We start from the raw sequence: 24,844 nt of genomic DNA on the forward strand, positions 1-24,844 counted from the left end.
GCGGCGGGCGGCGTTCACGGCGCCGCGACGCCCGACGGCGGGTTCTGGGCTCATTCGGCGCGCAGGGCGATCACCGGGTCCAACCGGCCCGCCCTGCGCGCCGGCGCCACGCCGAAGAACACCCCGACCGCCGCCGACACCCCGAACGCCAGCGCGATCGACCACCACGTGATCGACGCGGGCACCTCCGTCAGCGCCGCGATCGTCAGCGAGCCGCCCACCCCGAGCACGATCCCGATGAGCCCGCCGATCGTCGTCAGCAGCACCGCCTCGATGAGGAACTGCGCCAGGATGTCGCGCTGCCTGGCCCCCAGCGCCTTGCGCAGCCCGATCTCCCTGGTCCGCTCGCGCACGCTGACCAGCATGATGTTCGACACACCGACCCCGCCGACCAGCAGCGAGATGCCCGCGATCGCCGCCAGCACGCCGGTGAGCATGCCCAGCACGCTGCCGACGGTCCCGAGCAGCGCGGTCTGCGTGACCGCCGAGAACTGCTCGCCCGGATACCGGTCCCGCAGCGCCGCCGTCACCCGGTCCGACAGCGGGTCGATCTCCTCCGGCCCTGACGCGCCCACCGCCATGCCGTTGATCCGCTCGATCCCCAGCAGCCGCTGCGCGGTCGTCACCGGGATGTGGATCTCCTGGTCGCGGGAGAGCCCGAACGTCTGCCCCACCGTCGCGTACACGCCGACCACCCGGAACCGCGCCCCCGCCACCGTCACCTGCCGCCCGATCGGGTCCAGCTCGCCGAACAGCCGGTCGGCCACCTCCGAGCCGAGCACCGCCACCCTGCGCCGGGTGTCCACGTCGGTCTCGCTCAGCGGGCGGCCCTTGGCGACCGGCCGCTCGAAGATGTTGACCAGGTTCTGATCGGTGCCGATCACGGTGACGAACGCCTCGGTCCTGCCCACCCGTACGGTCTCGCCCGACTGCAGCGACACCGTCACCTTGGACGGGTCGCCCACCACCCGCCGCACGTACGCCACGTCGGCCAGGCCCAGCTTGCTCTGCGTGGGGGCGGCGCCGAGGCTGATGCGGCCGGGGACGACGAGGATGATGTTGGTGCCCAGGCCGGAGATCTGCCGCTCGATCTCGTCCTTCGCGCCGGTGCCGATGGCGACCAGGATGACGACGGCCAGCACGCCGATGATCACGCCCAGCATGGTCAGCACGCTGCGCAGCCGATTCACGCGCAGCGCCTCCAGCGCCATGGCCAGCGCCTCACCGCCCCTCATGAGCCGCCGCCTTGCCCGCTCGGGCCGCCGTCCCGTTCGCTCGGGCCGCCGTCCCGTTCGCTCGGGCCGCCGTCCTGCTCGCTCGGGCCGCCGTCCCGTTGGCTCGGGCCGTCGTCCCGTTCGATCACGCCGTCCCGGACGTGGATCTGCCGCCTGGCGTGGGCGGCCACCTCGGCCTCGTGCGTGACCAGCACCACCGCCATGCCGCCCGCCTCGTTCAGCCGGTCGAGTATGGCCATCACCTCGGCCCCGTTGCTGGTGTCGAGGTTCCCGGTGGGCTCGTCGGCCAGCAGCACCTTGGGCTCCCCGACCAGCGCCCTGGCGATGGCCACCCGCTGCTGCTCCCCGCCGGACATCTGCGACGGCCGGTGGTGCAGGCGGTGCCCGAGCCCCACGGACTCCAGCGCCGCGCGCGCCCTGGCCCGCCGCTCGGCCCTGCCCAGCCCCCGGTAGACCAGCGGTAGCGCCACGTTGTCCAGCGCGGTCGTCCTGGCCAGCAGGTGGAAGGACTGGAAGACGAACCCGATCGTCCGGTTGCGCAGCTCGGCCAGCTCCCCGTCCGACAGCCGCGAGATGTCCACCCCGTTCACCTTCAGCACGCCGGACGAGGGACGGTCGAGGCAGCCGAGCAGGTGCATGAGCGTGGACTTGCCGGACCCCGACGGCCCGACGACGGCCGCGAACTCGCCCCGCCCGATCCGCAGCGACACCCCGCGCAACGCCTCGACGGCCACGCCGTCGAGCTGGTAGCGGCGGGTCAGCTCGACCGCCTCGATGGCCGCGGGGCCCGTCATGGCAGCCGCTGCCCTTCCCGTACGGAGTCCGCGCCCCGCACCACGATCCGCTCCCCCACGGACAGCCCGCTCAGCACCTCCACCACGGCGTCCCCCTGGGCGCCGAGCTTGACCACGCGCCGCTGGGCCACGCCGTTCCTGACCGCCCACACGACGCTCTCGCGCCCGCTGGAGACGACGGCGGAGGCGGGCGCGGCGATGGCGGACGGCGACTCGCGCACGGTCAGCCGCGCGACCGCGCTCATGCCGGGCTTGGGCGTCGGCGCCGCGGAGCCGTCGTCGAACGTCCCGTCGCCGAGCCTGAGCCGTACGGGATAGCTGACGCCGCCGGTAGTGCCCTCCATGGGCGTGACGCCGATGCCGGTCACCTCGGCCGCGTACGTGGCGCCGGGCACAGCGTCCAGCTCGACCTCCGCCTCGACGCCCTCCTCCACGAGCAGCACGTCCGTCTCGTCCACGTCGGCATCGAGCGTCAGCTCGGACACGTCGGTCACGGTGACGATCGTGTCTCCGGCGGAGACCGGCACCCCCGCCGCCACGGGTGTGCCCTGCGCGGACCCGCCCCCGGGCACGGAGGGAAGCTGCTGCCCGCCGCCGGGGAGCTGGCCGAGCAGGCTCTCGACGCCGCCGGGCACGCCGCCGCCGCCCGACACCCTGCCGAGCGTCACGACTCCGGCGAACGGCGCCTTGACGGTCAGCGAGGTCACCGTCCGCTCGGCCGCCTTGACCGCGGCCTTGGCCTGCGACGCCGAGGCGGCCTGCAACGAGGCCATGGAGTTGGACAGGCCGCTGGTGACCCCCGTCACGAGGCCGCTGACAGAGCGGTTGAGCTGGGCGGTGATGGAGGCCAGTGCCCTGGTCTGGGCCCTGTACTGGGATCTGGCCAGGTCGATGGCGTTCAGCAGCTGCCTGCGGGTGCGCTTGTCCTCGACCTTGCGGGCCTCCGCGCGGGCCTTGGCGAAGTGCCGCGCGACCTTGCGGTCGAAGGCGCCGGTGTCGAGCGACGGGAGCCGCACGCTGGGGGCGCTGATGCGGGCGGGGGTGGCCATCTCGGACGCCTGGCGAGCCTGGCGGAGCTGGTCCTCGGCCTGGGGCGAGCGGATCCTGGCGACGATCTGCCCCTTGCGGACGCGGTCGCCGTCGCGGACGTACAGCTTGGCGATGGTGCCCTGGGCGGGCGAGCGCAGGGTCGCGGAGGCCCGCGCGCCGATGGTGGCGGGCGCCTCGACGACCTCGGTGACCGGGCCCCGCTGGACGCCGGCGACCTGGACGGTCGGCGGCTCCTGCGAGGTGCAGCCGGTCAGGGCCAGAAGGACGAGCAACGGGGCGGCCCCGTAACGAATCGTCACCCGACCCATCGTGGAGCCAGGCCGCTCACCCGCACAAGCGCCCGCTCGGGCCGTTCACCCGAGGGCGGGGATCACGCGAAGGCGGGCCGACGCCCTCAGGCGAGAGTCATCCGGGAGCGAGCGGGCGGGCCAGCCGGGGGCACCCCGCGGGCCAGCCTGGGGCACCTGGAGGCGAGCAGCCGACCCGGGGCGGGAGTCACCCGGAGGCGAGCTGACGGCCCCGGTCGCGGGCGGCCTCGATGGCTGCCAGGAAGGCGGCGCGCACGCTGTGCCGCTCCAGCTCCGCGATGGCCGCGATCGTCGTGCCGCCCGGCGAGGTGACGGCCTCGCGCAGGATCACGGGGTGCTCCCCGGAGTCGCGCAGCATCACCGCCGCCCCCACGATCGACTGGGTGACCATGTCGAGCGCGGCGGCCCGCGGCATGCCGAGCAGGATCCCTGCGTCCACCATGGCCTCGACCAGGTAGAAGAAGTAGGCGGGCCCGCTGCCGGACAGCGCGGTGGCCGCGTCCTGCTGCGACTCGGGGATGCGCAGCACCTTGCCGACGGGCTTGAGCAGCCCTTCGGTGAGCTTCAGGTGCTCCTCGCCCGCGTACGCGCCCGCCGAGATCACGCTCATCGCCTCGTCGAACCGGATCGGCGTGTTCGACATGACCCGCACCACCGGCACCTCCACCCCCAGCCGCTGCTCCACGAACGCCGTGGTGATGCCGGCCGCGGCGGAGATCACCAGCCGCTCGGCGGGCACGTAGGGGGCGATCTCGGCCAGCAGTGTCCCCATGTCCTGCGGCTTGACCGCCAGGATGAGCGTGTCGGCGGCCTTGGCCGCCTCGGCGTTGGAGACGGTGCGCACGCCGTACGTCTCGCGCAGCGCCTCGGCCCGCTCGGACCTGCGGGTGGTCGCCATGATGTCGCCCGGCTTGAACCCGGCGCGCAGCAGCCCGGACAGCAGAGCCTCGCCCATCTTGCCCGTGCCCAGAATCGCGATCATTTCGGCCCCTCGGAGGAAGTCAACGCTGGCCTGGCAGCCTATCGGCTGGCCGGGACGAGCCGCCGATCAGCGGCGCGACATCAGCGAGCGCAGGAAGAAGGCCAGGTTGCGGGGGCGTTCGGCCAGGCGGCGCATCAGATAGGCGTACCAGTCGGAGCCGAAGGGCACGTAGACGCGCACGCGGGCGCCGAGCCCCGCCAGGCGTGCCTGCTCTTCGGGGCGCACACCGTACAACATCTGGTACTCGAAGCCGGTCATGTCGCGGCCGTCGAGCACGGCGAGCGCGGAGGCGATGCGCAGCAGGCGCGGGTCGTGGGTGGCGACCATCGGGTAGCCGGTGCCGGCCATGAGGACCCTCAGGCAGCGGACGAACGAGCGGTCGATGTCGGCGGGCCTGCCGTAGGCGCCGGGCGCGGTGTAGGCGCCCTTGCACAGCCGCACGCGCGCGCCGCCGAGCTTCTCGCAGCGGTCGAGCGAGTCGGGCAGGTACGCCTGCACGACCACCCCCACCTCGGGATGGTCCTTGCGCAGGGCGGCGTGCACGGCGTGCAGCCCGGGGATCGTGTCGTGCTCCTCGGCGTCGAGCGTGACCGTGACGCCCTTGCCCTCGGCGGCCGCGCAGATGGTGGCGGCGTGGGTGAGCGCGAGCCGCTGCGACTGCCGCAGCCCCAGCGCGGTGAGCTTGACCGACACGTCGGAGCCCGCGGGCAGCAGGTCGAGCAGCGAGACGTAAGTGGCGACGGCCGTCTCGGCCTGGGCCGGGTCGCTCACCTCCTCGCCGAGGTGATCGGCGCTGACCAGCAGCCCGTCACGGGTCAGCTCGCCGACCACGGCCCCGATGTCGTCGGCGACGTAGCGCCTGACCACGTCCGCGGTCAACGGCGAGGTGGTGACGAGCCGCTCGGCGCGCCGGCTCTTCGAAAGGGCGAGCATGGCCTGTCGGAGCACGCGCACCACACTAGTCACCTGAACCGCCGGGCGCTGTGATCCGTCGTATGGGTATGCGGACAATGACAGCGACTCTCCTGGCCGGATGTCTGGCGCTCGCCACGGGCTGCGGCACGAACGCCCCACCGGCCGAGCGGGCCTCCACCTCGGTCCCGCAGAAGCCCCCGGCTGCGAACCCGGTGGTCTCGGCCCCGGTCACCACCACTCCCGGCAGCGATCCGAAGCCGGTCAAGCCGACGGGCGACGCCATCAACGTCCACAAGATCCGCTGGACCAAGGCCAAGGGGGTTTCGAAGGGCAAGAAGGTCCAGCTCACCTGGTGGTCGGGGGTGGAGCCGTGCACGGTGCTGGACCGCGTCAAGGTCAAGGAGACCAGCAAGAAGGTCACGATCACCCTGTACGAGGGCGCCTCGCCCAAGGCCAAAAACGTGTCGTGCATCATGATCGCGGTCGAGAAGACGACGACCGTCAAGCTTAAGAAATCGCTGGGCAAGCGCAAGATCGTGGACGGCGCGAAGTCCTGATCTGTCCACTAGCGGACAACCCCAGTGACAAATGATCGATAGCTTGCGATACATCGATCTAAGCACCAAATGGCGTGGGGGCGCCCGGGTGATGTCACGCTCCAATGGGGGAACCCGTGAGACGGCTCTTACGCTGCCTAGTTTCCGCTGCCCTGATCCTGACCGGTCTCGTCGCGCTGGCCCCCCAAGCGGTGGCCCTGCCCCAGCGCTTCCAGAAGCAGACCGTCTTCAGCGGGCTCACCAGCCCGACCAACGTGGAGTTCGCCGCCGACGGCCGCGTGTTCGTGGCCGAGAAGGGCGGCTACATCAAGGTGTTCGACTCGCTGACGGACACCACCCCCGCCGTCTACGCCGACCTGCGCACCCGGGTGCACGACTTCTGGGACCGCGGCCTGCTGGGCCTGGCGCTGCACCCGAATTTCCCCGCCGACCCGCGCGTCTACGTGCTCTACTCCTACGACGCCGAGCCGGGCGGATCCGCTCCCCGCTGGGGCCTGGCCAACGACGACTTCGACGAGTGCCCCTCGCCGCCAGGGCCGACCGCGGACGGCTGCCGCGTCACCGGCCGCCTGTCCGTCATCTCCACCTCGGGCGCGGAGACGCCGCTGATCACCGACTGGTGCCAGCAGTATCCGAGCCACTCGGTGGGCGACCTGCAGTTCGGCCGCGACGGCGCGCTCTACGCCTCGGCCGGTGACGGCGCCAGCTTCCAGTTCGCCGACTACGGCCAGGACAACCTGACCAGCTCGGACGTGGTGCCGGACAACCCGTGCGGCGACCCGCCGAACGCGGTGGGCACCGCGCTGACCCCGCCCGCCGCCGAGGGCGGCGCGCTGCGCTCCCAGGACGTGCGGACGAACGGCGACCCGGCCGGGCTCGCCGGCTCCATCATCCGGATAAATCCGGACACGGGGGCTGCTGCCGCCGGGAACCCGAACGCCGGCAGCGCCGACCCCAACTTCGCCAGGATCGTCGCCCACGGCCTGCGCAACCCGTTCCGCATCACCCACCGCCCCGGCACCGACGAGATCTGGTCCGGCGAGGTCGGCTGGGGCACCTACGAGGAGCTCAACCGGATCGCGAACCCCACCGGCGGCGTGGCCAACTTCGGCTGGCCCTGCTACGAGGGCCCCACCAGGGAGGACGGCTACGACGCCCTCAACCTGACCCTCTGCGAGAACCTCTACACGGCCGGCACCGCCGCGCACGCGCAGCCGTTCTTCGCCTGGAACCACGGCCAGCGCCTCTACCCCGGCGACACCTGCACGCCCGGCGGCCAGTCCTCCTCCAGCGGCGTCGCCTTCTACGAGGGCGGCACGTACCCGGAGTCGTACGACGGCGCCCTGTTCTTCTCCGACTACAGCCGCAAGTGCGTCTGGGTGATGACCGAGGGCGCGAACGGCCAGCCCGACCCGGCGACGGTGACCACGTTCGACACGGGCATCGGCACGGTCGAGCTGGAGACCGGCCCGAACGGCGACCTGTTCGCGGTCGACTACGACAACGGCACGATCGTCCGCTACCTCTTCAACAACGCGCCGCCCACGGCCGTCATCAGCGCCACGCCCACCTCGGGCGCCGCCCCGCTGGCGGTGAGCTTCTCCGCCGCCGGCTCGACGGACGCCGACGGCGACCCCCTCACCTACGCCTGGGACCTCGACGGCGACGGCGAGCTCGACGACTCCACCTCGGCCACCCCGTCGCGCACGTACACACAGATCGGCTCGTACGTGGTCGCGCTACGCGTCAAGGACGACAAGGGCGGCCAGGGAGACGCCACGGTCACCGTCAACGTCGGCAACACCGCGCCGGCGGCGGCCATCACCACCCCCACGTCCGCCACCACCTGGGCGGTCGGCGACACGATCGGCTTCTCCGGCGCGGGCACCGACCCCGAGGAAGGCGCGATCCCGGGCTCCCGCATGACCTGGACGCTGATCATGCACCACTGCCCCGGCGCCTGCCACGAGCACGAGATCACCAGGTACACCGGCGCGTCCGGCTCCTTCCAGGCCCCCGACCACGAGTACCCGTCGCACCTGGAGCTCCGCCTGACGGTGACGGACGAGCACGGCCTGACCGACAGCGAGAGCGTGCTGCTGCAGCCGAGGACCGTGAACCTCACCTTCCAGACCGACCCTCCCGGCCTCCAGCTCGGCTTCAACCAGGAGCAGACGGTGGCGCCGTTCACCAGGACGGTGATCGCGGGCTCCAGCAACTCGGTGACGGCGCCGTCGCCGCAGGGTGAGCACGCGTTCGAGGCCTGGTCGGACGGTGGCGCGGCCACGCACAACCTGGTCGCGCCGGCCACGGCGACGACGTACACGGCCACGTACGAGGCCGTGCAGGCGCCGCCGGGCCTGGTGGCCGCCTACGCCATGAACGAGAACGCGGGCTCCACGGCCGGCGACGTCCTGGGCAACACGGGCACGCTCACCAACACCACCTGGACGGCCTCCGGCAAGTACGGACCGGCCCTGTCCTTCAACGGCACATCGAGCTGGGTCACCGTCAACGACGCTCCCAGCCTGCGCCTCACCACCGGCATGACGCTGGAAGCGTGGGTCAACCCGGCCAACGTCACGAGCTGGCGCACCGTGATCATGAAGCAGTACACCGGTGACCTCGCCTACGTCCTGTCGGCGGGAAGCGACAGCAACCGCCCCCACACCGTCATCCACACCACCGGCGAAGTCGGCACCGGCGGCACCGCCTCGCTCCCCCTCAACACCTGGTCTCACCTCGCCGCCACCTACGACGGCACCACCCTGCGCCTCTACGTCAACGGCACCCTGACCAGCCAGCGCGCCGCGGGCGGCCCCATCCGCACCGACAACGGCGTCCTGCGCATCGGCGGCAACAGCCTCTGGGGCGAGTACTTCAACGGCCTCATCGACGAAGTCCGCATCTACGACCGCGCACTCAACGCCGTCCAGATCCAGACCGACATGATCACCCCGATCGGCGCGGCGCCGGAGCCCGACACGCAGGCCCCGACCGCGCCAGGCTCGCCCGCCGCGACCGGCGGCGCCGGCAGCGCGCAGCTCACCTGGACCGCCGCCACGGACAACGTCGGCGTCGAGGGGTACACGGTGCACCGGTCGGCCACGCCGGGGTTCACGCCCTCGGGGGCGAACCAGGTGGGCTCGGCGCAGGCCATCTCGTTCACCGACGCGGGCCTGGCCGCGGGGACGTACTACTACCGGATCCGCGCGTTCGACGCGGCCAGTAACCAGAGCCCGTCCTCGGCCGAGGTCTCGGCCACCGTCACCGCGCCCCCGTCGAACCCGGGGCTGGTGGCGGCGTACGGGATGAACGAGAACGCGGGCTCCACGGTCGCCGACGTCCTGGGCAACACCGGCACGCTCACCAACACCACCTGGACGGCGACCGGCAAGTACGGACCGGCCCTGTCCTTCAACGGCACATCAAGCTGGGTCACCGTGGCCGACGCCCCCAGCCTCCGCCTCACCACCGGCATGACTCTCGAAGCCTGGGTCAACCCGGCCAACGTCACGAGCTGGCGCACCGTGATCATGAAGCAGTACACCGGCGACCTCGCCTACGTCCTGTCGGCGGGAAGCGACAGCAACCGCCCCCACACCGTCATCCACACCACCGGCGAAGTCGGCACCGGCGGCACCGCCTCGCTCCCCCTCAACACCTGGTCTCACCTCGCCGCCACCTACGACGGCACCACCCTGCGCCTCTACGTCAACGGCACCCTGACCAGCCAGCGCGCCGCGGGCGGCCCCATCCGCACCGACAACGGCGTCCTGCGCATCGGCGGCAACAGCCTCTGGGGCGAGTACTTCAACGGCCTCATCGACGAAGTCCGCATCTACGACCGCGCACTCAACGCCGTCCAGATCCAGACCGACATGATCACTCCCCTCTGAGCCACCCCCAGAAAGGCGGACCCCCGGCGACGTGCCCACCGTTCCGGGGGTCCGCGCATGTCCGGGGCAGGAACCCCGTGCCCTTCGAGTCCGTTACGCGTGGTGTGCGATATCTCGCTCGTTCTTGCCCGTTCGGTGGGAATGCTTTCACGCTCATTGAGGTTGAGTCGGGTAGGCTCAAGTCGTTTGACAAAGACGACACGCATCCGTAGCTTGAGTCCACCAGACTCAACTTTGACTACAAGGACGTACTCATGGCACGTGCGGTAGGTATCGACCTTGGGACGACCAACTCCGTCGTCTCGATCCTCGAGGGCGGTGAGCCCACCGTCATCGCCAACGCGCAGGGCTCGCGGACCACGCCGTCCGTGGTCGCCTTCGCGAAGAACGGCGAGGTCCTCGTCGGTGAGGTCGCCAAGCGGCAGGCCGTCACCAACGTGGACAGGACGATCCGCTCCGTCAAGCGCGAGATGGGCACCAACTGGTCGCAGGAGATCGACGGGAAGAAGTTCTCGCCGCAGCAGATCAGCGCCTTCGTGCTGCAGAAGCTCAAGCAGGACGCCGAGGCCTACCTGGGCGAGAAGATCACCGACGCGGTGGTCACCGTCCCGGCCTACTTCAACGACGCCCAGCGCCAGGCCACCAAGGAGGCCGGCACGGTCGCCGGCCTGAACGTGCTGCGCATCATCAACGAGCCGACCGCGGCGGCCCTCGCCTACGGCCTCGACAAGGAGCAGGACCAGACGATCCTGGTCTTCGACCTCGGTGGCGGCACCTTCGACGTGTCGCTGCTCGACGTCGGCCAGGAGGACGGCCACGGCTTCGTCGAGGTCAAGGCCACCTCCGGTGACAACCACCTCGGCGGCGACGACTGGGACCAGCGCGTCGTGGACGAGCTCGTCAAGCGCTTCCAGAACGCGCACGGCGTCGACCTGGCCAAGGACAAGATGGCGCTCCAGCGTCTGCGCGAGGCGGCCGAGAAGGCCAAGATCGAGCTGTCCAGCCAGTCCGAGACCAACATCAACCTCCCCTACATCACGGCTTCCTCCGAGGGCCCGCTGCACCTCGACGAGAAGCTGACGCGCTCGGAGTTCCAGCGCCTGACGGCCGACCTGCTCGAGCGGACCAAGGGCCCGTTCCACCAGGTCATCAAGGACGCCGGCATCAAGGTCTCCGACATCGCGCACGTGGTGCTCGTCGGCGGCTCGACCCGCATGCCCGCCGTCTCCGAGCTCGTCAAGGAGCTGACCGGCGGCAAGGAGCCCAACAAGGGCGTCAACCCGGACGAGGTCGTGGCCATCGGCGCCGCGCTCCAGGCCGGTGTGCTCAAGGGTGAGGTCAAGGACGTCCTGCTGCTCGACGTGACCCCGCTGTCGCTGGGCATCGAGACCAAGGGCGGCATCTTCACCAAGATCATCGAGCGCAACACGACGATCCCGACCAAGCGCTCCGAGGTCTTCACCACGGCCGAGGACAACCAGCCGTCGGTGCAGATCCAGGTCTACCAGGGCGAGCGCGAGATCGCCTCGTACAACAAGAAGCTGGCGACCTTCGAGCTGACCGGCATCGCGCCGGCCCCGCGCGGCATCCCGCAGATCGAGGTCACCTTCGACATCGACGCCAACGGCATCGTCAACGTCTCCGCCAAGGACCTGGGCACGGGCAAGGAGCAGACGATGACGATCACCGGCGGCTCCGCGCTGCCGAAGGACGACATCGAGCGCATGATGCGCGAGGCGGAGTCGTACGCCGAGGAGGACAAGAAGCGCCGCGAGGAGGCCGAGGTCCGCAACAACGCGGACGGTCTGGCCTACCAGACGGAGAAGTTCCTCCGCGAGAACGACGACAAGGTCCCCGGCGAGATCAAGACCGAGGTCAACGACGCCCTGACCGAGCTGAAGAAGGCTCTGGAGGGCACCGACACCGACGTCATCCGCACCTCCGCGGAGAAGCTCGCCACGGTCAGCCAGAAGATGGGCTCGGCCATCTACGCGCAGAGCCAGGGCCAGCAGGCCGGCGGCGAGGGCGCCCCGCAGGACGCCACGACCGACCAGCAGGGCCAGAAGGCCGATGACGACGTGGTCGAGGCCGAGATCGTCGACGACGACCAGCCGAAGAAGGACCAGTGATGCCGCCGCGTGACAACGGGCACGAGGAGCCGGTGATCCGCGACAACCGCAAGATCGACCCGGAGACGGGTCAGGTCAGGGACTCCGTTCCCGCCGACCAGTGGGCCGAGCAGGCGTCCGAGACGCCTGCCGGCAACGGCGAGCTGGAGGCCCAGCTCGCCGAGCGGACCGCGGACCTGCAGCGCCTCCAGGCCGAGTACGTCAACTACCGCAGGCGGGTCGAGCGCGACCGCGCCGCGGTGCGCGAGCAGGCCGTCGCGGGGGCGCTGACGGAGCTCCTGCCCGTGCTCGACGACATCGGCAGGGCCCGTGACCACGGTGAGCTGACCGGCGGCTTCGCGAAGGTGGCCGAGTCGCTGGAGTCGGCTCTCACCAAGCTGGGCCTCAGCGCCTTCGGGCAGAAGGGCGAGCCGTTCGACCCGACCGTCCACGAGGCGCTGATGCACAGTTATTCGCCGGACGTCACCGAGCCGACGGCCGTCGAAGTGTTGCAGCCTGGATACCGGATGGGTGACAGGGTGCTGCGCCCGGCGCGGGTGGCCGTCGCCGAGCCTGAGGACGCCCCCGCCGCGTCCGATGACGACGAAAACTAAGCGAAGGACGAAGGGCCGTAGATGAGCACCAAGGACTACCTGGAAAAGGACTACTACGCCGTCCTTGGTGTGCCCAAGACCGCCACCGCCGACGAGATCAAGAAGGCGTACCGGAAGCTGGCCAGGCAGTACCACCCCGACACCAACCAGGGCGACGTCACCAAGGAGACCAAGTTCAAGGAGGTCTCCGAGGCCTACGACGTCCTGTCCGACGGTAAGCGCCGCAAGGAGTACGACGACGCGCGCACGCTGTTCGGGTCCGGGGTGGGCGGTCAGCGCCCCGGCGGTGGCGGTTTCCCGTTCGACTTCGGCGACCTGTTCGGCGGCACCAGCCAGCAGACCGGGCAGAGCGGCAGCGCGGGCGAGCGGCTCGGCGACCTGTTCGGCGGGCTGTTCAACCGCGGGAGCGGCGGCGCCGGCCGCACCACCGGCGCGACCCGCCCGCGGCGTGGCCAGGACATCGAGTCCGAGGTGACGCTGACGTTCACCGAAGCCGTCGAGGGCACCACCGTGTCGCTCAGGCTGACCAGCTCCGCCGCGTGCACCGCGTGCAGCGGCACCGGCGCCAAGGCGGGCACGACCCCCAGGGTCTGTCCCACCTGTGAGGGCACCGGCGCGGCCAGCCGCAACCTCGGCAACTTCGCCTTCTCCGAGCCCTGCCGCGACTGCAAGGGCCGTGGGCTGCTCGTGGACGACCCCTGCCCCGTGTGCGAGGGCAGCGGCCGCGCCAAGAGCACCCGCACCATCCAGGCGCGCATTCCCGCGGGGGTGGCCGACGGCCAGCGGGTCAAGCTCAAGGGCAAGGGGGCGCCGGGCGAGAACGGCGGCCCGGCGGGCGATCTCTACATCCAGACGCACGTCAAACCGCACCCGGTGTTCGGCAGGGCGGCCGACAACCTGACGATCACGGTTCCCGTGACGTTCACGGAGGCCGCGCTGGGGGCCGAGATCAAGGTGCCGATCCTCAAGGGCATGCCGGTCACGCTGCGCATTCCCGCGGGCACCCCGAACGGGCGCACGTTCCGCGTCCGCGGCAGGGGCGTCACGAGGAAGGACGGCAGCAAGGGCGACCTGCTCGCGAGCGTCGAGGTGGTCGTGCCGAAGACGCTCGACGACAAGTCGCGTGAGCTGCTCAACGAGTTCAACACCGCGCACGCGAGCGAGGACCCGCGCGCAGAGCTCATTCAGCGAGCCAGAAGCGAGTAGCCGATGGACGCCAACTATTTCGACCTTTCAGACGACACCCCTGTCTATGTGATCTCGGTGGCCGCGCAGCTCTCCGGGCTCCACCCGCAGACGCTGCGGCAGTACGACCGGCTCGGCCTGGTCAGTCCTGGGCGCACGGCGGGCCGCGGCCGCCTCTACTCCACCAGAGACATCATCCAGCTCCGCGAGGTGCAGCGGCTCTCCCAGGAAGAGGGCATCAACCTCGCGGGGATCAAGCGGATTCTCGAGCTCGAGAACGAAGCTCTGCGGCTGCGTGAGGAGGTTCACCGCCTGCGCGCCGAGATGCGCATGGTCAGAGCCTTGATCCGCTACGAGCTGCCACCGGGGGCCTAGAAGGACATGGACTACAAGCTCACCCAGAAGAGCCAGGAAGCGCTCTCGGGTGCCATGCGGCGCGCCGCCGCCGAGGGCAACCCGGAGATCTCCCCGGCCCACCTGCTGACCACGCTGCTCTCGCAGACGGGCGGCACCGCCGTGCCGCTGCTCGAAGCCGTCGGCGCCGACTGGCGCACGCTGCGGGCACGCACCGAGGAGCAGCTCGCGGCGCTGCCGAAGGCGCAGGGCGCGACGGTGGGGGCGCCGTCCAGCTCCCGCCAGCTCCTGACGGTGCTCAACACCGCCGCCCAGCACGCCAACCGCCTCGAAGACCTCTACGTCTCGACCGAGCACCTGCTGGTCGGCCTGGCCGCCGACGGGGGCCAGGCGGCCGAGCTGCTCAAGTCGCAGGGGGCGACGCCGCAGGCGCTGCTCGACGCGTTCGAGAAGGTGCGCGGCAACGCCCGCGTAACCAGCGAGACGCCGGAGGACACCTACCAGGCGCTGGAGAAGTACGGCGTCGACCTGACCGAGCGGGCGCGCGGGGGCAAGCTCGACCCGGTCATCGGCCGCGACTCCGAGATCCGCCGCGTGGTCCAGGTGCTCAGCCGCCGCACCAAGAACAACCCGGTGCTCATCGGCGAGCCCGGCGTCGGCAAGACGGCCGTCGTCGAGGGCCTGGCCCAGCGCATCGTGGCCGGCGACGTGCCCGAGTCGCTGCGCAACAAGCGGCTCATCTCGCTCGACCTGGGCGCGATGGTGGCCGGCGCGAAGTACCGCGGCGAGTTCGAGGAGCGGCTCAAGGCCGTGCTCTCCGAGATCAAGGAGAGCAACGGGCAGATCGTCACGTTCATCGACGAGCTGCACACCGTCGTCGGCGCGGGCGCCGCCGAGGGCGCGATGGACGCCGGCAACATGCTCAAGCCCATGCTGGCCCGCGGCGAGCTGCGCATGATCGGCGCGACGACGCTCGACGAGTACCGCGAGCGCATCGAGAAGGACCCCGCGCTGGAGCGCCGCTTCCAGCAGGTGTACGTGGGTGAGCCCACCGTCGAGGACACGATCGCGATCCTGCGCGGGCTCAAGGGCCGCTACGAGGCCCACCATCAGGTGCAGATCGCCGACAGCGCGCTGGTGGCCGCCGCCGCGCTGTCCGACCGCTACATCACCAACCGCTTCCTGCCCGACAAGGCCATCGACCTGGTCGACGAGGCCGCCTCGCGGCTGCGCATGGAGATCGACTCCCGTCCCGTGGAGATCGACCAGCTCCAGCGCAACGTCGACCGGATGAAGATGGAGGAGCTGGCCCTGTCGAAGGAGACCGACGAGGCGAGCGTCCAGCGCCTCGAACGGCTCCGCCAGGAGCTGGCCGACCGGCAGGAGGAGCTCAACGCCCTCGTCGGCCGCTGGGAGCACGAGAAGGCCGGGCTGAACAAGGTCGGTGAGCTGAAGAAGCAGCTCGACGACACGCGGGGCGCGGCCGAGCGGGCCCAGCGCGACGGCGACTTCGAGGCGGCCTCGCGGCTCATGTACGCCGAGGTGCCCAAGCTGGAGCAGGCGCTCAAGGCCGCCTCCGAGGCCGCGCCGCCCGACAACGCCATGGTCAAGGAGGAGGTCGGGGCCGACGACATCGCCGAGGTGATCTCGTCGTGGACCGGCATCCCCGCCGGGCGGCTGCTGGAGGCCGAGACGGCCAAGCTGCTGCGCATGGAGGAGGAGCTGGGCAGGCGCCTCATCGGCCAGCAGCAGGCCGTACAGGCGGTCTCCAACGCCGTACGCCGCAGCCGCGCCGGCATCGCCGACCCCGACAGGCCGACGGGCTCGTTCCTGTTCCTCGGCCCCACAGGGGTGGGCAAGACCGAGCTGGCCAAGGCGCTGGCGGAGTTCCTGTTCGACGACGAGCGGGCGATGACCCGCATCGACATGAGCGAGTACTCCGAGAAGCACAGCGTGGCCAGGCTCGTCGGCGCGCCTCCCGGCTACGTCGGCTACGAGGAGGGCGGCCAGCTCACCGAGGCCGTCCGGCGGCGCCCGTACACCGTGGTGCTGCTCGACGAGGTCGAGAAGGCCCATCCCGAGGTGTTCGACATCCTGCTGCAGGTGCTCGACGACGGGCGGCTGACCGACGGGCAGGGCCGCACGGTCGACTTCCGCAACACGATCCTGATCCTGACCTCCAACATCGGCTCGCAGTTCCTCGTCGATCCGTCGCTGGAGAACGGCGCCAAGCGCGAGGCGGTCATGGGGGCGGTGCGCACCTCGTTCAAGCCGGAGTTCCTCAACCGGCTCGACGACGTGATCCTCTTCGACGCGCTCGGCTCCGAGGAGCTGGCGCAGATCGTCGACCTGCAAGTCGAGCGCCTGGCCAGGCGCCTGGCCGAGCGCAGGCTGACGCTGGAGGTCACGGCCGCGGCCCGCGAGTGGCTGGCGCTGACGGGCTACGACCCGCTGTACGGCGCCCGCCCGCTGCGCCGCCTGGTGCAGTCGGCCATCGGCGACAAGCTGGCCAAGGCGGTGCTGTCCGGCGAGGTGGCCGACGGCGACAAGGTCCTGGTCGAGCTGGGCGACGACGAGCTGCTCATCCAGCGCGCGGCCTAGCGCGAGGCCTAGCGAAAGGGTTCGCGGGAGCCCGGGGATCCAGCCGATCCCCGGGCTCCGGCGTGTCATGGCAGGGTCATCGGCCCGCCCGCTCGGTAAGGTTCGCCCCACTCTTCGGACAAGCCGCACTCCCCGGCGCCGGCGGCCGACTACGGTCAGCGTTCGTCAGATCACCGACATCGACTCAGGGGGACGTGCGGTGTCATTCCAGAAGTTCCGGAGCATGATCGCGGTGGCTGCTCTGACCGCGGGCGTCAGCTGGGTGTTCACCGGCGCCTCCATGGCGGGGAGCTGCGCGGAGACGGCGGTGCTCTCGCCCGCCTCGGCCGTCGCGAGCTGCGACAACCCCTCCTCGCTGCACATCGAGGAGAACGGCACGGCCGGCAGCCGCATGATCACCAGCGAGAGCAACAAGGTGGCCATGGCGGCCGGTGAGATGGCCAGGCACTTCGGCTTCACCGGCCTGGCGACCGGCAAGGAGGTGCTGAACATGGCGGACCTGAGCGGCGTGGGTGCCACGTGGGGCCTGGCGTCGCTGTTCTCGGCCTCTCCCGCGCTGTTCCCGATGATGCCCGGCCCGGCGGGGGTGTCGGAGCTGGCGACCATGGCGGACCTGCCGCCGCTGCCGCCGCTCTCGGCGCTGCCCGAGGTGCCGGGGACGCCGCTGAACAGCAGGCTGCCCGACCAGATGACGATCGGCGACGGCCCGTACGACAACCGCGTCGTCGGCACCGGGGTCGACACGCCGCTCGGCCTGCAGAAGCCGGTCAGCGAGGTCAGCGCCGAGCTGGTCGGCCAGGTGCTGCCGAAGGCGATGGACAGCCTCGAAGGCGTCGCGATCCTGCCGGGAGGCGGGTCGGGAGCGGCCGGCCTCACCGAAGCCGTGGGCGGTCTCGGGCTGAAGTGAGCCACCCTGTCCGGGCGTGGACCGTGCCTGCCACGCCCGGCTTCCCCTGGCGGAGGGGTCGCGGTCCCGGCGAACGGACCATGCGGGGATCGCGGCCCCTCCCGCGAGAGGGAGGAACGCGGGCACGGCACGGCGAGGCCGCGCCCAGGCGTGCGGGCACGGCAAGGCGAGCCCTGCCCTCATCGGACGGGCTCGGCGGAACGCGGCCGCCTCTCTAGGAAACGAGCTCGTCGAGCTCGTCCTCCGGCAGCCCGAGATCGACCCTGATGCGATAGCGGGTGCGCAGCAGCGCCACCTGCTCCGGATCGTTCTCGTCACACCGCAGAGCGGCCTGGGTGGCCCAGTCGAGCCCCCCTTGGAGGTCGCCGTAGGCGACCAGCGTCTCGGCGATCGTGTGAGCGGTCGCCGTGGAGACATTGCCCTCCGCGCGTATCGTCTCGATGACCTCCCTCGCCTCGTCAGGCCTGTCGAGCTCGAAGAGCGTGTCGGCGATGCCGGCACGCGGGTCGAAACCCGCCTCCCCACCGTCCTCGACGGCGCGCTGGAAACACTCCATCGCGCGCGCGGGCTGCCCCGCCGCTCGCCACTCCTCCGCGGCGAGAACCAGGATCGAAGCCCTGGACACGTCGCCGGACGAATAGTCGAGCGCGACGTCGTACAGCCGACTGGCCAGGGAGTCGTGGTCGTCGGCCAACAGCGCCTGCTCAAGCAGACGATCAAGGTGCTCACGGGTCACATGCGCCACACCGCGAGACTACCGAGCCGCCCAGGCCTTTGCCCGGTCAATTAGCATCGCCGGTCACCTTCGGATTCGGTAACGTCCTGTTCAAGCCTGCTCACAGCGCGCGTGTACGCGCAGCTCACAGGGCATATATCCGTCACTTTGCCGCCGTGCGAGCGGAGGGACTGTGATGGGCTTGTCCAAGCAGATGACCTTCACGCTGGCCTGTGCCGTCGTGCTGTCGGCTCTCGTGCCCGGTGTCGCCGGCTACCTGTCGGCCCGTCTGGAGGCCATCGAGACCGCCGAGCGCAACCTGCGGGCGCTGGAGACGCGGCTCAACGCGCGCGAGGCCAGGGACGCGCGCCCGGTCTCGCTGCCCGCCCCGTGTCTGCGCACGCCGACGACACCGCCCCGCCTGCACCAGGCGCCCGCGACCGCGCTCGGCGACCACGACAAGCGCTGGCTGCGTGACGTGCCCGCCTGGCTGGCCGAGCCACTCAGGGAGATGCAGGACACAGCAGAGCAGTAACGCGCGGGCAACTTTCTCGCCGGCCGCCGGCGTCGTACGGGTGACGGCGACGGAGAGAGGCTTGGCGCATGGCGGATCGTTCGGAGTACGACGCGTTCGTCGCGGCGGCGTGGCCTCGATTGCTCCGCACGGCCTACCTGCTCACCAGAGACTGGGCGGTGGCCGAGGACCTGGTGCAGACGGCGCTGATGAAGGCGTGGGTGTCCTGGGGCCGGATCAAGGACGAGCGTGAGGCGTACGTCCGCAAGATCATCGTCAACGTGCACGTGTCGTGGTGGCGGCGGCGCTGGCGGCAGGTGGAGCTGACCACGGGGGCGCCGCCCGATCACGCCGAGACCGCCGACCGCATGGGGCAGGCGGACGAGCGCGAGCTGGTCTGGCAGGCTCTCGGCCGGCTGCCCGCCCGCCAGCGGGCGGTGATCGTGCTGCGTTTCTTCGAGGACATGACCGAGGCGCAGGCCGCCGCGACGCTGGGCTGCAGCGTCGGGACGGTCAAGAGCCAGACCAGCAAGGCGCTGGCCAAGCTGCGGATCGACGAGTCGTTCGCGACCGCGTACGCGAGGAAGGGGTAGGAACGTGTCCGTCAGCCCTCAGGATCTGCACGACCTGCTGGAGGAGCGCAGCCGCCCCGCACTCGACCGGCCCGTCCCGTGGGAGCGGCTGCGCGCCCGCGCGGGGGCGGCCAGGCGCCGCCGCCTGGCCACGGTCGCCGTCGCCGTCGCCGGGGTCGCCGCCGCGTCGGTCGTGGTGGCGGGCGTCCTCGTGAACCCACGGCCGGTGATCAGGCATCTCGACGACGAGACCACGGCCACGTCCGTCTCGCCCCATCTGCTTCCGACGAGTTTCACGGAGCCGGACGGAACGGTCTACCGGCGGATCACCACGGCCACGCTGGACGCCCCGAAGAAGGACGAGGTGACGGTCGAGGTCGAGGTGAGCGGCAAGCCGCTGGCCATCATGGCGGACTGCCCGTCCGGCGCCGGCAAGCTGGTGCCGCAGGTGCGGGTCGTCCGGCCCGGCGCCGACCCATGGGCGCTGACCCCCATGTCCTCCCTGCTCAAGCTGTGCGAGACGCACCGGCCGATCGACCTCGTCCCGTTCCCTTCCGGCACGCGCGAGGGGAAGCTCGTCATCACCATGCCGAAGCCGTCGAAGGTCATGCCGGAGCAGCGGGCCAAGAGGTGGCGGTTCGGCGTCTACGAATGGACGCCGCCCGCCACCCTGCCGCCCGCGCCCGCCGCCGTCGCGCCGCCGCGGACCTTCGGCGGCACCCCGCCCGTCTACCGGCTGATCGGCTCCAGCAGCGCCGTCTGGCCGGCGGCCCGCGAGGTGAGCGTGGCCGTCCCTGCCCGGGGCAGGGATTGGGCGCTGGTCGTCTACTGCGGCGGCGGCATCGCGGGGCGGCTGACCGGCGAGGTCCACGTGACCGGCCGATCGCAGCCCGACAAGGACTACTACTGCACCGAGCCGCCTTCCGAGCGCGGCGTGGGCTTCAACATGGTCGGCTCGGCGCGGCCGGGGCCCGACGGCAAGGTGACCGTCAGGGTCAAGCTGTCGTCCCTGTACGAGGAGTACGGCCGCCGCCCGGGCACCCTGACCGTCGCCGTCTACGACTCCGTCGGCTAGAGCGGCGACCAGGATCTGAGCTGGCGGGTCAGGAACCCTCTGATGAGCTGTTTGGCCGCGTCGATCATCTCGGGCTGCCCCTCGGGGTCGCGGCGGAAGGCCATCTTCAGCACGGCGTCACCCGCCTCGACCGCCACCAGCACGGCCAGGTCGAGCGCGGGGCTGTCGGCCAGCCCGAACTCCTTGAGGAACAGGCCGCGCAGCCGCCCCGCGATCACCGTGTTGTTGTCGGAGTCGGAGTCGAGCAGGTTGAGGTCGACGGCGTCCCCGAAGTGCAGGCTCTTGAACCCGGAGACCGTCCTGTGCATGTCGACGTAAATGTCGATGATCGCGTCGACGGCCTCCCACCAGCCGCGATAGTCCTCCTCCAGGAACCTGCGATCGACTCTGCGGACGAACTCCTCGACGTTGCGCCGGGTGAGCTCCTGGGTGATGGCCCGTTTGTCGGGGAAGAACTGGTAGACCGACCCGATGGCCACGCCCGCCCGCTCGGCTATGCGGGTGGTGGACAGGGCCTCGTAACCGGACTCGTCGAGAAGCTCGGCACACGCGTCGAGCATCCGCTCGACGCGCCGGGCGCTGCGGCGCTGTGCGGGCTGCCGCCTGAGGGCTTTGGGGTGGACGCACTCGTCGTGCATTTGCGGCGAAGACACGGATTCATCTTCTCCTGTATGGGCGATCGTTACCCGCCAATTTGCTCAACCGGGCCAGCCCGCGCATGGCGCGGGGCGAAATCCGGGACAACGCGTAGCCGATTTTCCCCTCGGCGTTCACGGGGACGACGGCCTGGTTTCTGTGCACGGCCCGCAAAATGTGCGCGGCCACGCGTTCCGGCGGGTATCCGCGCCGCGCCAGCCCGCTCACGGCGTCCGCGCGCAGGCTCTCCTTCGTGTACGTGGCGTGGCTCGCGATGCCCGTGGAAACGAATCCGGGGCAGATGGCGCTGACCCCGATGCCGTGGCCCGCCAGTTCGGCCCTGAGACAGTCGCTGAGCATCTTCACGGCGGCCTTGGAGGTCGAGTACGCGGGCAGCACCTGGGAGGGCGCGAAGGCGGCCAGGGAGGCGACGTTGACGATGTGCCCGCCTGCGCCGCGCTCGGCCATGGCGGCGCCGAAGAGGCGGCAGCCGTGGATGACGCCCCACAGATTGACGTCGATGGTCCTGCGCCAGTCGTCGACTGTGTGGTCGAGGAAGGCCCCCGCGACGGCGATCCCCGCATTGTTGACCACAATGTCCGGCACGCCATATTCAGAGATGATATTTCGCGAAAAGTCTTCCATCTCTTGCGCATTCGCTACATCGACCCGCACCCCGTACGCCGCAATACGAAGGTCTTTCGCAATTTCGTCGGCCACGCGCCCGGCCGCGTCACCGTCGATATCCGCACACACCACTTCAGCCCCGTGCGCCGCGAACGCCCGCGCCGTCGCCCGCCCGATCCCTGACCCCGCGCCGGTGACCACCACCAGCCGCCCGCCGAACGCCCCCTCGCCCCGTGCCCGCCGCAACTCCGTGCTCGCCGGCCCGCCCTCGGCGTGCTCCACGAACTCGGCGATCATCCCGGCCACGGCCTCGGGCCTGCTGCGGTGCATCCAGTGCCCGGCCGCGATCCTGCGGTGCCACAGCCTGGGCGCCCACCGGCCCACCGCGGCCAGCAGCGCGGGGGTGACGAACGCGTCCCCGGTGGCCTCGACGATCTGCACGGGCACGCCGGGCAGGCGCGGATCGTCCCCGGAGCCCGGCATGTTGCACCGGTAGAGCGCGAGCCCGTTGATCCCGTCCCTGACCAGCGTCCCGGCCGGATGTCCCGGGCGCGGGGCGATGCCGTCGCCGCGCAGGGCGCGCGTCACCAGCCCCGGCAGGACGGACCGCCAGACCAGCTCGGGCAGCACGGGGAGCCGGAACGCGCCGATGTACCAGGACTTGAGCCGCTGCGCCGCGACGTCGCGGCGCGGGCCGTGCCGGGTGAAGTCGGCCGCCTGCCGCAGCCCGGGCCCGCCGAGACTGGTGAACGAGGCCAGCCGATCGGCGAGGCCAGGCCGGCTGAGCGCCTCCCAGCCCTGCAGCGAGCCCCAGTCGTGCCCGACGAGGTGCACCCGGGGCCGCCCCACGGCGTCGAGCACGGCGTCCAGGTCCGCCATCAGCCGGTCGAACCCGTAGTCGCGCCGGTCCGCGGGCTCGGTGGACGCCCCGGCCCCGCGCACGTCGTAGCGCACCACGTGGAAGCGGTCGCGCAGCAGCGCGGCCACCTCGTCCCAGACGCGGTGCGTGTCGGGGTACCCGTGCAGGAGCAACACCGCCGGCCTGCCGGGATCGCCCTCCTCGAACACCGCCAGCCGCACGTCACCGGACTCGACCATCCGCATCGCGACCTCCTATTGGACAAGATGTCCAGTAGAATAGATCGATCAGGGTCGAGCGGCCAGCCCCGTGCAACCGCGCAGCGCCTTCCAGGAGGCCACCGCGCCGGTCCTGGCCGACCCCGTCATCGGTATGGGGATACCCCCCTGGATCGTGGCCGGAGTCCACGAGTCCTTCAAGATCTTGCGACCGTTGATGGTCAGGGTCAGCACGCCCGTCCTGCCGGTGGTGGCCGGGTTGGAGTTGTAGAAGACGAAGTTGCCCATGCCGTAGTTGACGTAGGCGTCGTCGAGGTAGCCGGAGCCGAGCAGGATGTGCGCGTGCCCGCCCACCACCACGTCCGCCCCCGCCTTGACCAGCTTGGGCGCCAGCGAGAGCTGCGCCTCGTTGGGGCACTTCTGCATCTCGGTGCCCCAGTGCAGGTGGACGATCACGGTGTCGGAGTTCTTGCGGGCCTGGCGGACCGCGCGCAGCAGGGCCGTCTCGTTCTTCGCCGAGGCGAGGCCGCCCTTGTCGGCCGTGGCCGTCCACGACTGGATGAACTCCGCGTCCAGCACCTGTGTGGCCCCGATGATCGCCACCCGGTTGCCGTTCACGGTCCTGCGGTACGGCCGGTACGCCTCGGTCGAGTTCTTCCCGATCCCCACCACGGGGAACTTGGCGCGCTTGACCGCCGCCAGCGAGTCGGCCAGCCCGGTCTCCATGTAGTCCATGCCGTGGTTGTTGGCCATGGAGGCGACGTCCACCCCGGCGGCCTTCAACGCCGTCAGCGCGCTCGACGGCGCCCTGAACGTGAACTGCTTGCCGGGCGCCGGGGTCCCTCCCGTGGTGATGGCCGTCTCCAGGTTCACCATCGCCAGGTCGGCCTTGCGCAGCACGCTCGCGATCGGCCCGAGCGCCGTGCGCGGGTTGTTCAGCCGGGGCCGCAGCATGCCCTCGAAGTGCACGTCGCCGCCGAAGGCGATGGTGAACGGCTCGCGCCGCGGGGTCGGCTTCGCCGTCTGCTCCGGCTCGTCCGGCGTGGCGGCGACCTCCTTGCTCTGGAGCTGCCGCTCGGGCGCCGCCGAGCACGCGGCCAATAACCCTGCGACGGCGAACACCGAAAGGGCACGGGGGATTCTCATCTGCCGCCACTTCCGCTCGAAACCTGACTTACAGGGATCGAGCATGCCATGCAGGGCGGACTACCGCGCAGACTCCTCCATGCTCATCAACCTGGACATAATCAGTCGAGTCTTGTCATCCATCGGCGTGTAGACGATCAGCCGGATCTCCGGCATCGCCGTCAGACTGGTCGTGCTGAAGCGCATGGCGCCGAGTTCGCGGTGCTTGTACCGCTTCACCCGCGGCCCCGGATCGGCCACGTCCTGCCGGGCCCACAACCGGGCGAACTCGGCGCTCTCGGCGCTGAGCCGGCGGACGAAGTCCTGCCAGCACGGCGAGTCCGCGTGCCTGCTGTAGGCACCCCTGAAGACAGCCACCGCCCGCCCCAGCTCGTGATCGCGGTCGAGCATCCGTGTGACGGGCGCCGGGTACACGCACGCCTGCCAGAGCGAGTTGCGCTCCCCCTCCGGCGCCCCGACCAGCTCGGGGAAAACGGCGGCGTACGCGTCGTTCCAGGCCAGGACGTCGCACCGGCTGTTGGACACACAGGCCGGCATGTCGCCAAGCCGGTCGAGTATGCCCTGCATCTCGGGCGTCACCTGGCCGGAGTCCACGGGGACCGGGTCGGCCGCCTGCCCGGCCAGCCGGTAGAGGTGGTGACGCTCGGCGGTGTCGAGCTTGAGCGTGCGGGAGATCGCGTCGAGCACCTGCGGGCTGGCGTTGATCGGCCGCCCCTGCTCCAGCCACGTGTACCAGGTGACGCCCACCCCGGCGAGCTGGGCGACCTCCTCGCGGCGCAGCCCCGGCGTGCGCCTGCGCGGGCCGGGAGCCAGGTCGACCATGTCCGGCGTGATCCGCTCCCGCCGCGAGCGCAGGAACGCCGACAGGTCGGTACGTCTTACCTCAGCCACCGTCATTTCTCCACTATGGGGGCACACTGCACGGCTTAGCCAGTTAGCGTCAGTACCAGTATAAAGGGGCTCTCGTTACTGG

21 protein-coding genes are annotated in these 24,844 nt (G+C 70.9%); 11 read left to right on the forward strand and 10 right to left on the reverse strand.

Annotated elements, in window-relative coordinates; all coding sequences use genetic code 11:
* Nucleotides 1-50: 50 nt before the first annotated feature.
* The 5 genes from FXF51_RS48885 to FXF51_RS48905 all read right to left on the reverse strand — a co-directional run bounded on the left by FXF51_RS48885 (nucleotide 51) and on the right by FXF51_RS48905 (nucleotide 5,317).
* Nucleotides 51-1,235, reverse strand: a complete 1,185-nt coding sequence (locus FXF51_RS48885; protein WP_148441681.1) for an ABC transporter permease — start codon at nucleotides 1,233-1,235, stop codon at nucleotides 51-53.
* A complete protein-coding gene (locus FXF51_RS48890; RefSeq protein WP_148441682.1) occupies nucleotides 1,232-2,029 on the reverse strand; it encodes an ABC transporter ATP-binding protein in 798 nt (265 codons plus the stop codon). Before FXF51_RS48890 ends, FXF51_RS48885 begins: the two co-directional genes overlap by 4 nt.
* Complete coding sequence (locus FXF51_RS48895) at nucleotides 2,026-3,378, reverse strand: efflux RND transporter periplasmic adaptor subunit (protein WP_187414993.1); 1,353 nt, start codon at nucleotides 3,376-3,378, stop codon at nucleotides 2,026-2,028. Before FXF51_RS48895 ends, FXF51_RS48890 begins: the two co-directional genes overlap by 4 nt.
* A 196-nt stretch (nucleotides 3,379-3,574) precedes the next feature.
* Nucleotides 3,575-4,369, reverse strand: coding sequence for a pyrroline-5-carboxylate reductase (gene proC / locus FXF51_RS48900; RefSeq protein ID WP_148441684.1), 795 nt, complete (start codon nucleotides 4,367-4,369; stop codon nucleotides 3,575-3,577).
* 66 nt (nucleotides 4,370-4,435) lie between these two features.
* Nucleotides 4,436-5,317, reverse strand: coding sequence for a proline dehydrogenase family protein (locus FXF51_RS48905; protein WP_187414994.1), 882 nt, complete (start codon nucleotides 5,315-5,317; stop codon nucleotides 4,436-4,438).
* A 62-nt stretch (nucleotides 5,318-5,379) separates the two neighbouring features.
* Here FXF51_RS48905 and FXF51_RS48910 point away from each other — a divergent pair, with 62 nt between their 5' ends.
* The 8 genes from FXF51_RS48910 (at nucleotide 5,380) to FXF51_RS48945 (ending at nucleotide 17,509) form a co-directional block, all read left to right on the forward strand.
* Nucleotides 5,380-5,841: a hypothetical protein gene (locus FXF51_RS48910; RefSeq protein WP_262380360.1), complete on the forward strand. Its 462-nt coding sequence runs from the start codon at nucleotides 5,380-5,382 to the stop codon at nucleotides 5,839-5,841.
* A gap of 116 nt (nucleotides 5,842-5,957) precedes the next feature.
* Entirely contained in the window at nucleotides 5,958-9,740 is a 3,783-nt protein-coding gene (locus FXF51_RS48915; protein WP_187414995.1) for a LamG-like jellyroll fold domain-containing protein, read from the forward strand.
* 254 nt (nucleotides 9,741-9,994) lie between these two features.
* The gene (gene dnaK / locus FXF51_RS48920; protein ID WP_148441686.1) at nucleotides 9,995-11,869 is read left to right on the forward strand and encodes a molecular chaperone DnaK; all 1,875 of its coding nucleotides are present in this window, start codon (nucleotides 9,995-9,997) and stop codon (nucleotides 11,867-11,869) included.
* Nucleotides 11,869-12,462, forward strand: a complete 594-nt coding sequence (gene grpE / locus FXF51_RS48925) for a nucleotide exchange factor GrpE (RefSeq protein ID WP_148441687.1) — start codon at nucleotides 11,869-11,871, stop codon at nucleotides 12,460-12,462. Before dnaK ends, grpE begins: the two co-directional genes overlap by 1 nt.
* 21 nt (nucleotides 12,463-12,483) lie before the next feature.
* Complete coding sequence (gene dnaJ / locus FXF51_RS48930) at nucleotides 12,484-13,668, forward strand: molecular chaperone DnaJ (protein WP_148441688.1); 1,185 nt, start codon at nucleotides 12,484-12,486, stop codon at nucleotides 13,666-13,668.
* Between the two features lie 3 nt (nucleotides 13,669-13,671).
* Nucleotides 13,672-14,022 (forward strand): heat shock protein transcriptional repressor HspR, encoded by a 351-nt coding sequence (locus tag FXF51_RS48935; RefSeq protein ID WP_043629776.1) that lies wholly within the window; start codon nucleotides 13,672-13,674, stop codon nucleotides 14,020-14,022.
* A gap of 6 nt (nucleotides 14,023-14,028) precedes the next feature.
* Nucleotides 14,029-16,602, forward strand: a complete 2,574-nt coding sequence (gene clpB / locus FXF51_RS48940; protein ID WP_148441689.1) for an ATP-dependent chaperone ClpB — start codon at nucleotides 14,029-14,031, stop codon at nucleotides 16,600-16,602.
* A gap of 232 nt (nucleotides 16,603-16,834) precedes the next feature.
* Nucleotides 16,835-17,509: a hypothetical protein gene (locus tag FXF51_RS48945; protein ID WP_148441690.1), complete on the forward strand. Its 675-nt coding sequence runs from the start codon at nucleotides 16,835-16,837 to the stop codon at nucleotides 17,507-17,509.
* A gap of 214 nt (nucleotides 17,510-17,723) precedes the next feature.
* Here the strand turns inward: FXF51_RS48945 and FXF51_RS48950 are convergent, their stop codons facing one another.
* Nucleotides 17,724-18,254: a tetratricopeptide repeat protein gene (locus tag FXF51_RS48950; protein WP_253753840.1), complete on the reverse strand. Its 531-nt coding sequence runs from the start codon at nucleotides 18,252-18,254 to the stop codon at nucleotides 17,724-17,726.
* 172 nt (nucleotides 18,255-18,426) lie between these two features.
* Between FXF51_RS48950 and FXF51_RS48955 the strand changes: the two genes are divergently transcribed.
* The 3 genes from FXF51_RS48955 (at nucleotide 18,427) to FXF51_RS48965 (ending at nucleotide 20,385) form a co-directional block, all read left to right on the forward strand.
* A complete protein-coding gene (locus tag FXF51_RS48955) occupies nucleotides 18,427-18,759 on the forward strand; it encodes a hypothetical protein (RefSeq protein WP_148441691.1) in 333 nt (110 codons plus the stop codon).
* 68 nt (nucleotides 18,760-18,827) lie between these two features.
* The gene (locus FXF51_RS48960) at nucleotides 18,828-19,331 is read left to right on the forward strand and encodes a SigE family RNA polymerase sigma factor (protein ID WP_148441692.1); all 504 of its coding nucleotides are present in this window, start codon (nucleotides 18,828-18,830) and stop codon (nucleotides 19,329-19,331) included.
* Nucleotides 19,332-19,335: 4 nt separating this feature from the next.
* Nucleotides 19,336-20,385 carry a hypothetical protein gene (locus FXF51_RS48965; protein ID WP_148441693.1) on the forward strand — a complete coding sequence of 350 codons (1,050 nt, stop codon included), beginning with the start codon at nucleotides 19,336-19,338 and terminating at the stop codon, nucleotides 20,383-20,385.
* Here FXF51_RS48965 and FXF51_RS48970 read toward each other — a convergent pair.
* From FXF51_RS48970 to FXF51_RS48985, 4 genes are read right to left on the reverse strand one after another with little or no spacing between them, the layout of a single operon-like run.
* Nucleotides 20,382-21,023 (reverse strand): TetR/AcrR family transcriptional regulator, encoded by a 642-nt coding sequence (locus FXF51_RS48970; protein WP_187414997.1) that lies wholly within the window; start codon nucleotides 21,021-21,023, stop codon nucleotides 20,382-20,384. The two genes, FXF51_RS48965 and FXF51_RS48970, sit on opposite strands and share 4 nt — an antisense overlap.
* A 19-nt stretch (nucleotides 21,024-21,042) precedes the next feature.
* Nucleotides 21,043-22,752 carry an SDR family oxidoreductase gene (locus FXF51_RS48975; RefSeq protein ID WP_148441694.1) on the reverse strand — a complete coding sequence of 570 codons (1,710 nt, stop codon included), beginning with the start codon at nucleotides 22,750-22,752 and terminating at the stop codon, nucleotides 21,043-21,045.
* 42 nt (nucleotides 22,753-22,794) lie between these two features.
* Nucleotides 22,795-23,871, reverse strand: a complete 1,077-nt coding sequence (locus FXF51_RS48980) for a CapA family protein (protein ID WP_148441695.1) — start codon at nucleotides 23,869-23,871, stop codon at nucleotides 22,795-22,797.
* 60 nt (nucleotides 23,872-23,931) lie between these two features.
* Nucleotides 23,932-24,762, reverse strand: coding sequence for a helix-turn-helix transcriptional regulator (locus FXF51_RS48985; RefSeq protein ID WP_222871812.1), 831 nt, complete (start codon nucleotides 24,760-24,762; stop codon nucleotides 23,932-23,934).
* Between the last annotated feature and the right edge of the window lie 82 nt (nucleotides 24,763-24,844).

It is taken from the genome of Nonomuraea sp. PA05, assembly GCF_008086045.1.
Classification (GTDB): Bacteria; Actinomycetota; Actinomycetes; order Streptosporangiales; family Streptosporangiaceae; genus Nonomuraea; species Nonomuraea monospora.

What these genes read in the sequence shown, in the direction of transcription:
- FXF51_RS48910 (WP_262380360.1), top strand. Translation starts at nt 5,380, where the DNA reads ATGACAGCGACTCTCCTGGCCGGATGTCTGGCGCTCGCCACGGGCTGC.
- clpB (WP_148441689.1), top strand. Translation starts at nt 14,029, where the DNA reads ATGGACTACAAGCTCACCCAGAAGAGCCAGGAAGCGCTCTCGGGTGCC.
- FXF51_RS48890 (WP_148441682.1), bottom strand. Translation starts at nt 2,029, where the DNA reads ATGACGGGCCCCGCGGCCATCGAGGCGGTCGAGCTGACCCGCCGCTAC.
- FXF51_RS48960 (WP_148441692.1), top strand. Translation starts at nt 18,828, where the DNA reads ATGGCGGATCGTTCGGAGTACGACGCGTTCGTCGCGGCGGCGTGGCCT.
- dnaJ (WP_148441688.1), top strand. Translation starts at nt 12,484, where the DNA reads ATGAGCACCAAGGACTACCTGGAAAAGGACTACTACGCCGTCCTTGGT.
- FXF51_RS48980 (WP_148441695.1), bottom strand. Translation starts at nt 23,871, where the DNA reads ATGAGAATCCCCCGTGCCCTTTCGGTGTTCGCCGTCGCAGGGTTATTG.
- FXF51_RS48975 (WP_148441694.1), bottom strand. Translation starts at nt 22,752, where the DNA reads ATGCGGATGGTCGAGTCCGGTGACGTGCGGCTGGCGGTGTTCGAGGAG.
- FXF51_RS48970 (WP_187414997.1), bottom strand. Translation starts at nt 21,023, where the DNA reads ATGCACGACGAGTGCGTCCACCCCAAAGCCCTCAGGCGGCAGCCCGCA.
- FXF51_RS48885 (WP_148441681.1), bottom strand. Translation starts at nt 1,235, where the DNA reads ATGAGGGGCGGTGAGGCGCTGGCCATGGCGCTGGAGGCGCTGCGCGTG.
- FXF51_RS48935 (WP_043629776.1), top strand. Translation starts at nt 13,672, where the DNA reads ATGGACGCCAACTATTTCGACCTTTCAGACGACACCCCTGTCTATGTG.
- dnaK (WP_148441686.1), top strand. Translation starts at nt 9,995, where the DNA reads ATGGCACGTGCGGTAGGTATCGACCTTGGGACGACCAACTCCGTCGTC.
- grpE (WP_148441687.1), top strand. Translation starts at nt 11,869, where the DNA reads ATGCCGCCGCGTGACAACGGGCACGAGGAGCCGGTGATCCGCGACAAC.
- proC (WP_148441684.1), bottom strand. Translation starts at nt 4,369, where the DNA reads ATGATCGCGATTCTGGGCACGGGCAAGATGGGCGAGGCTCTGCTGTCC.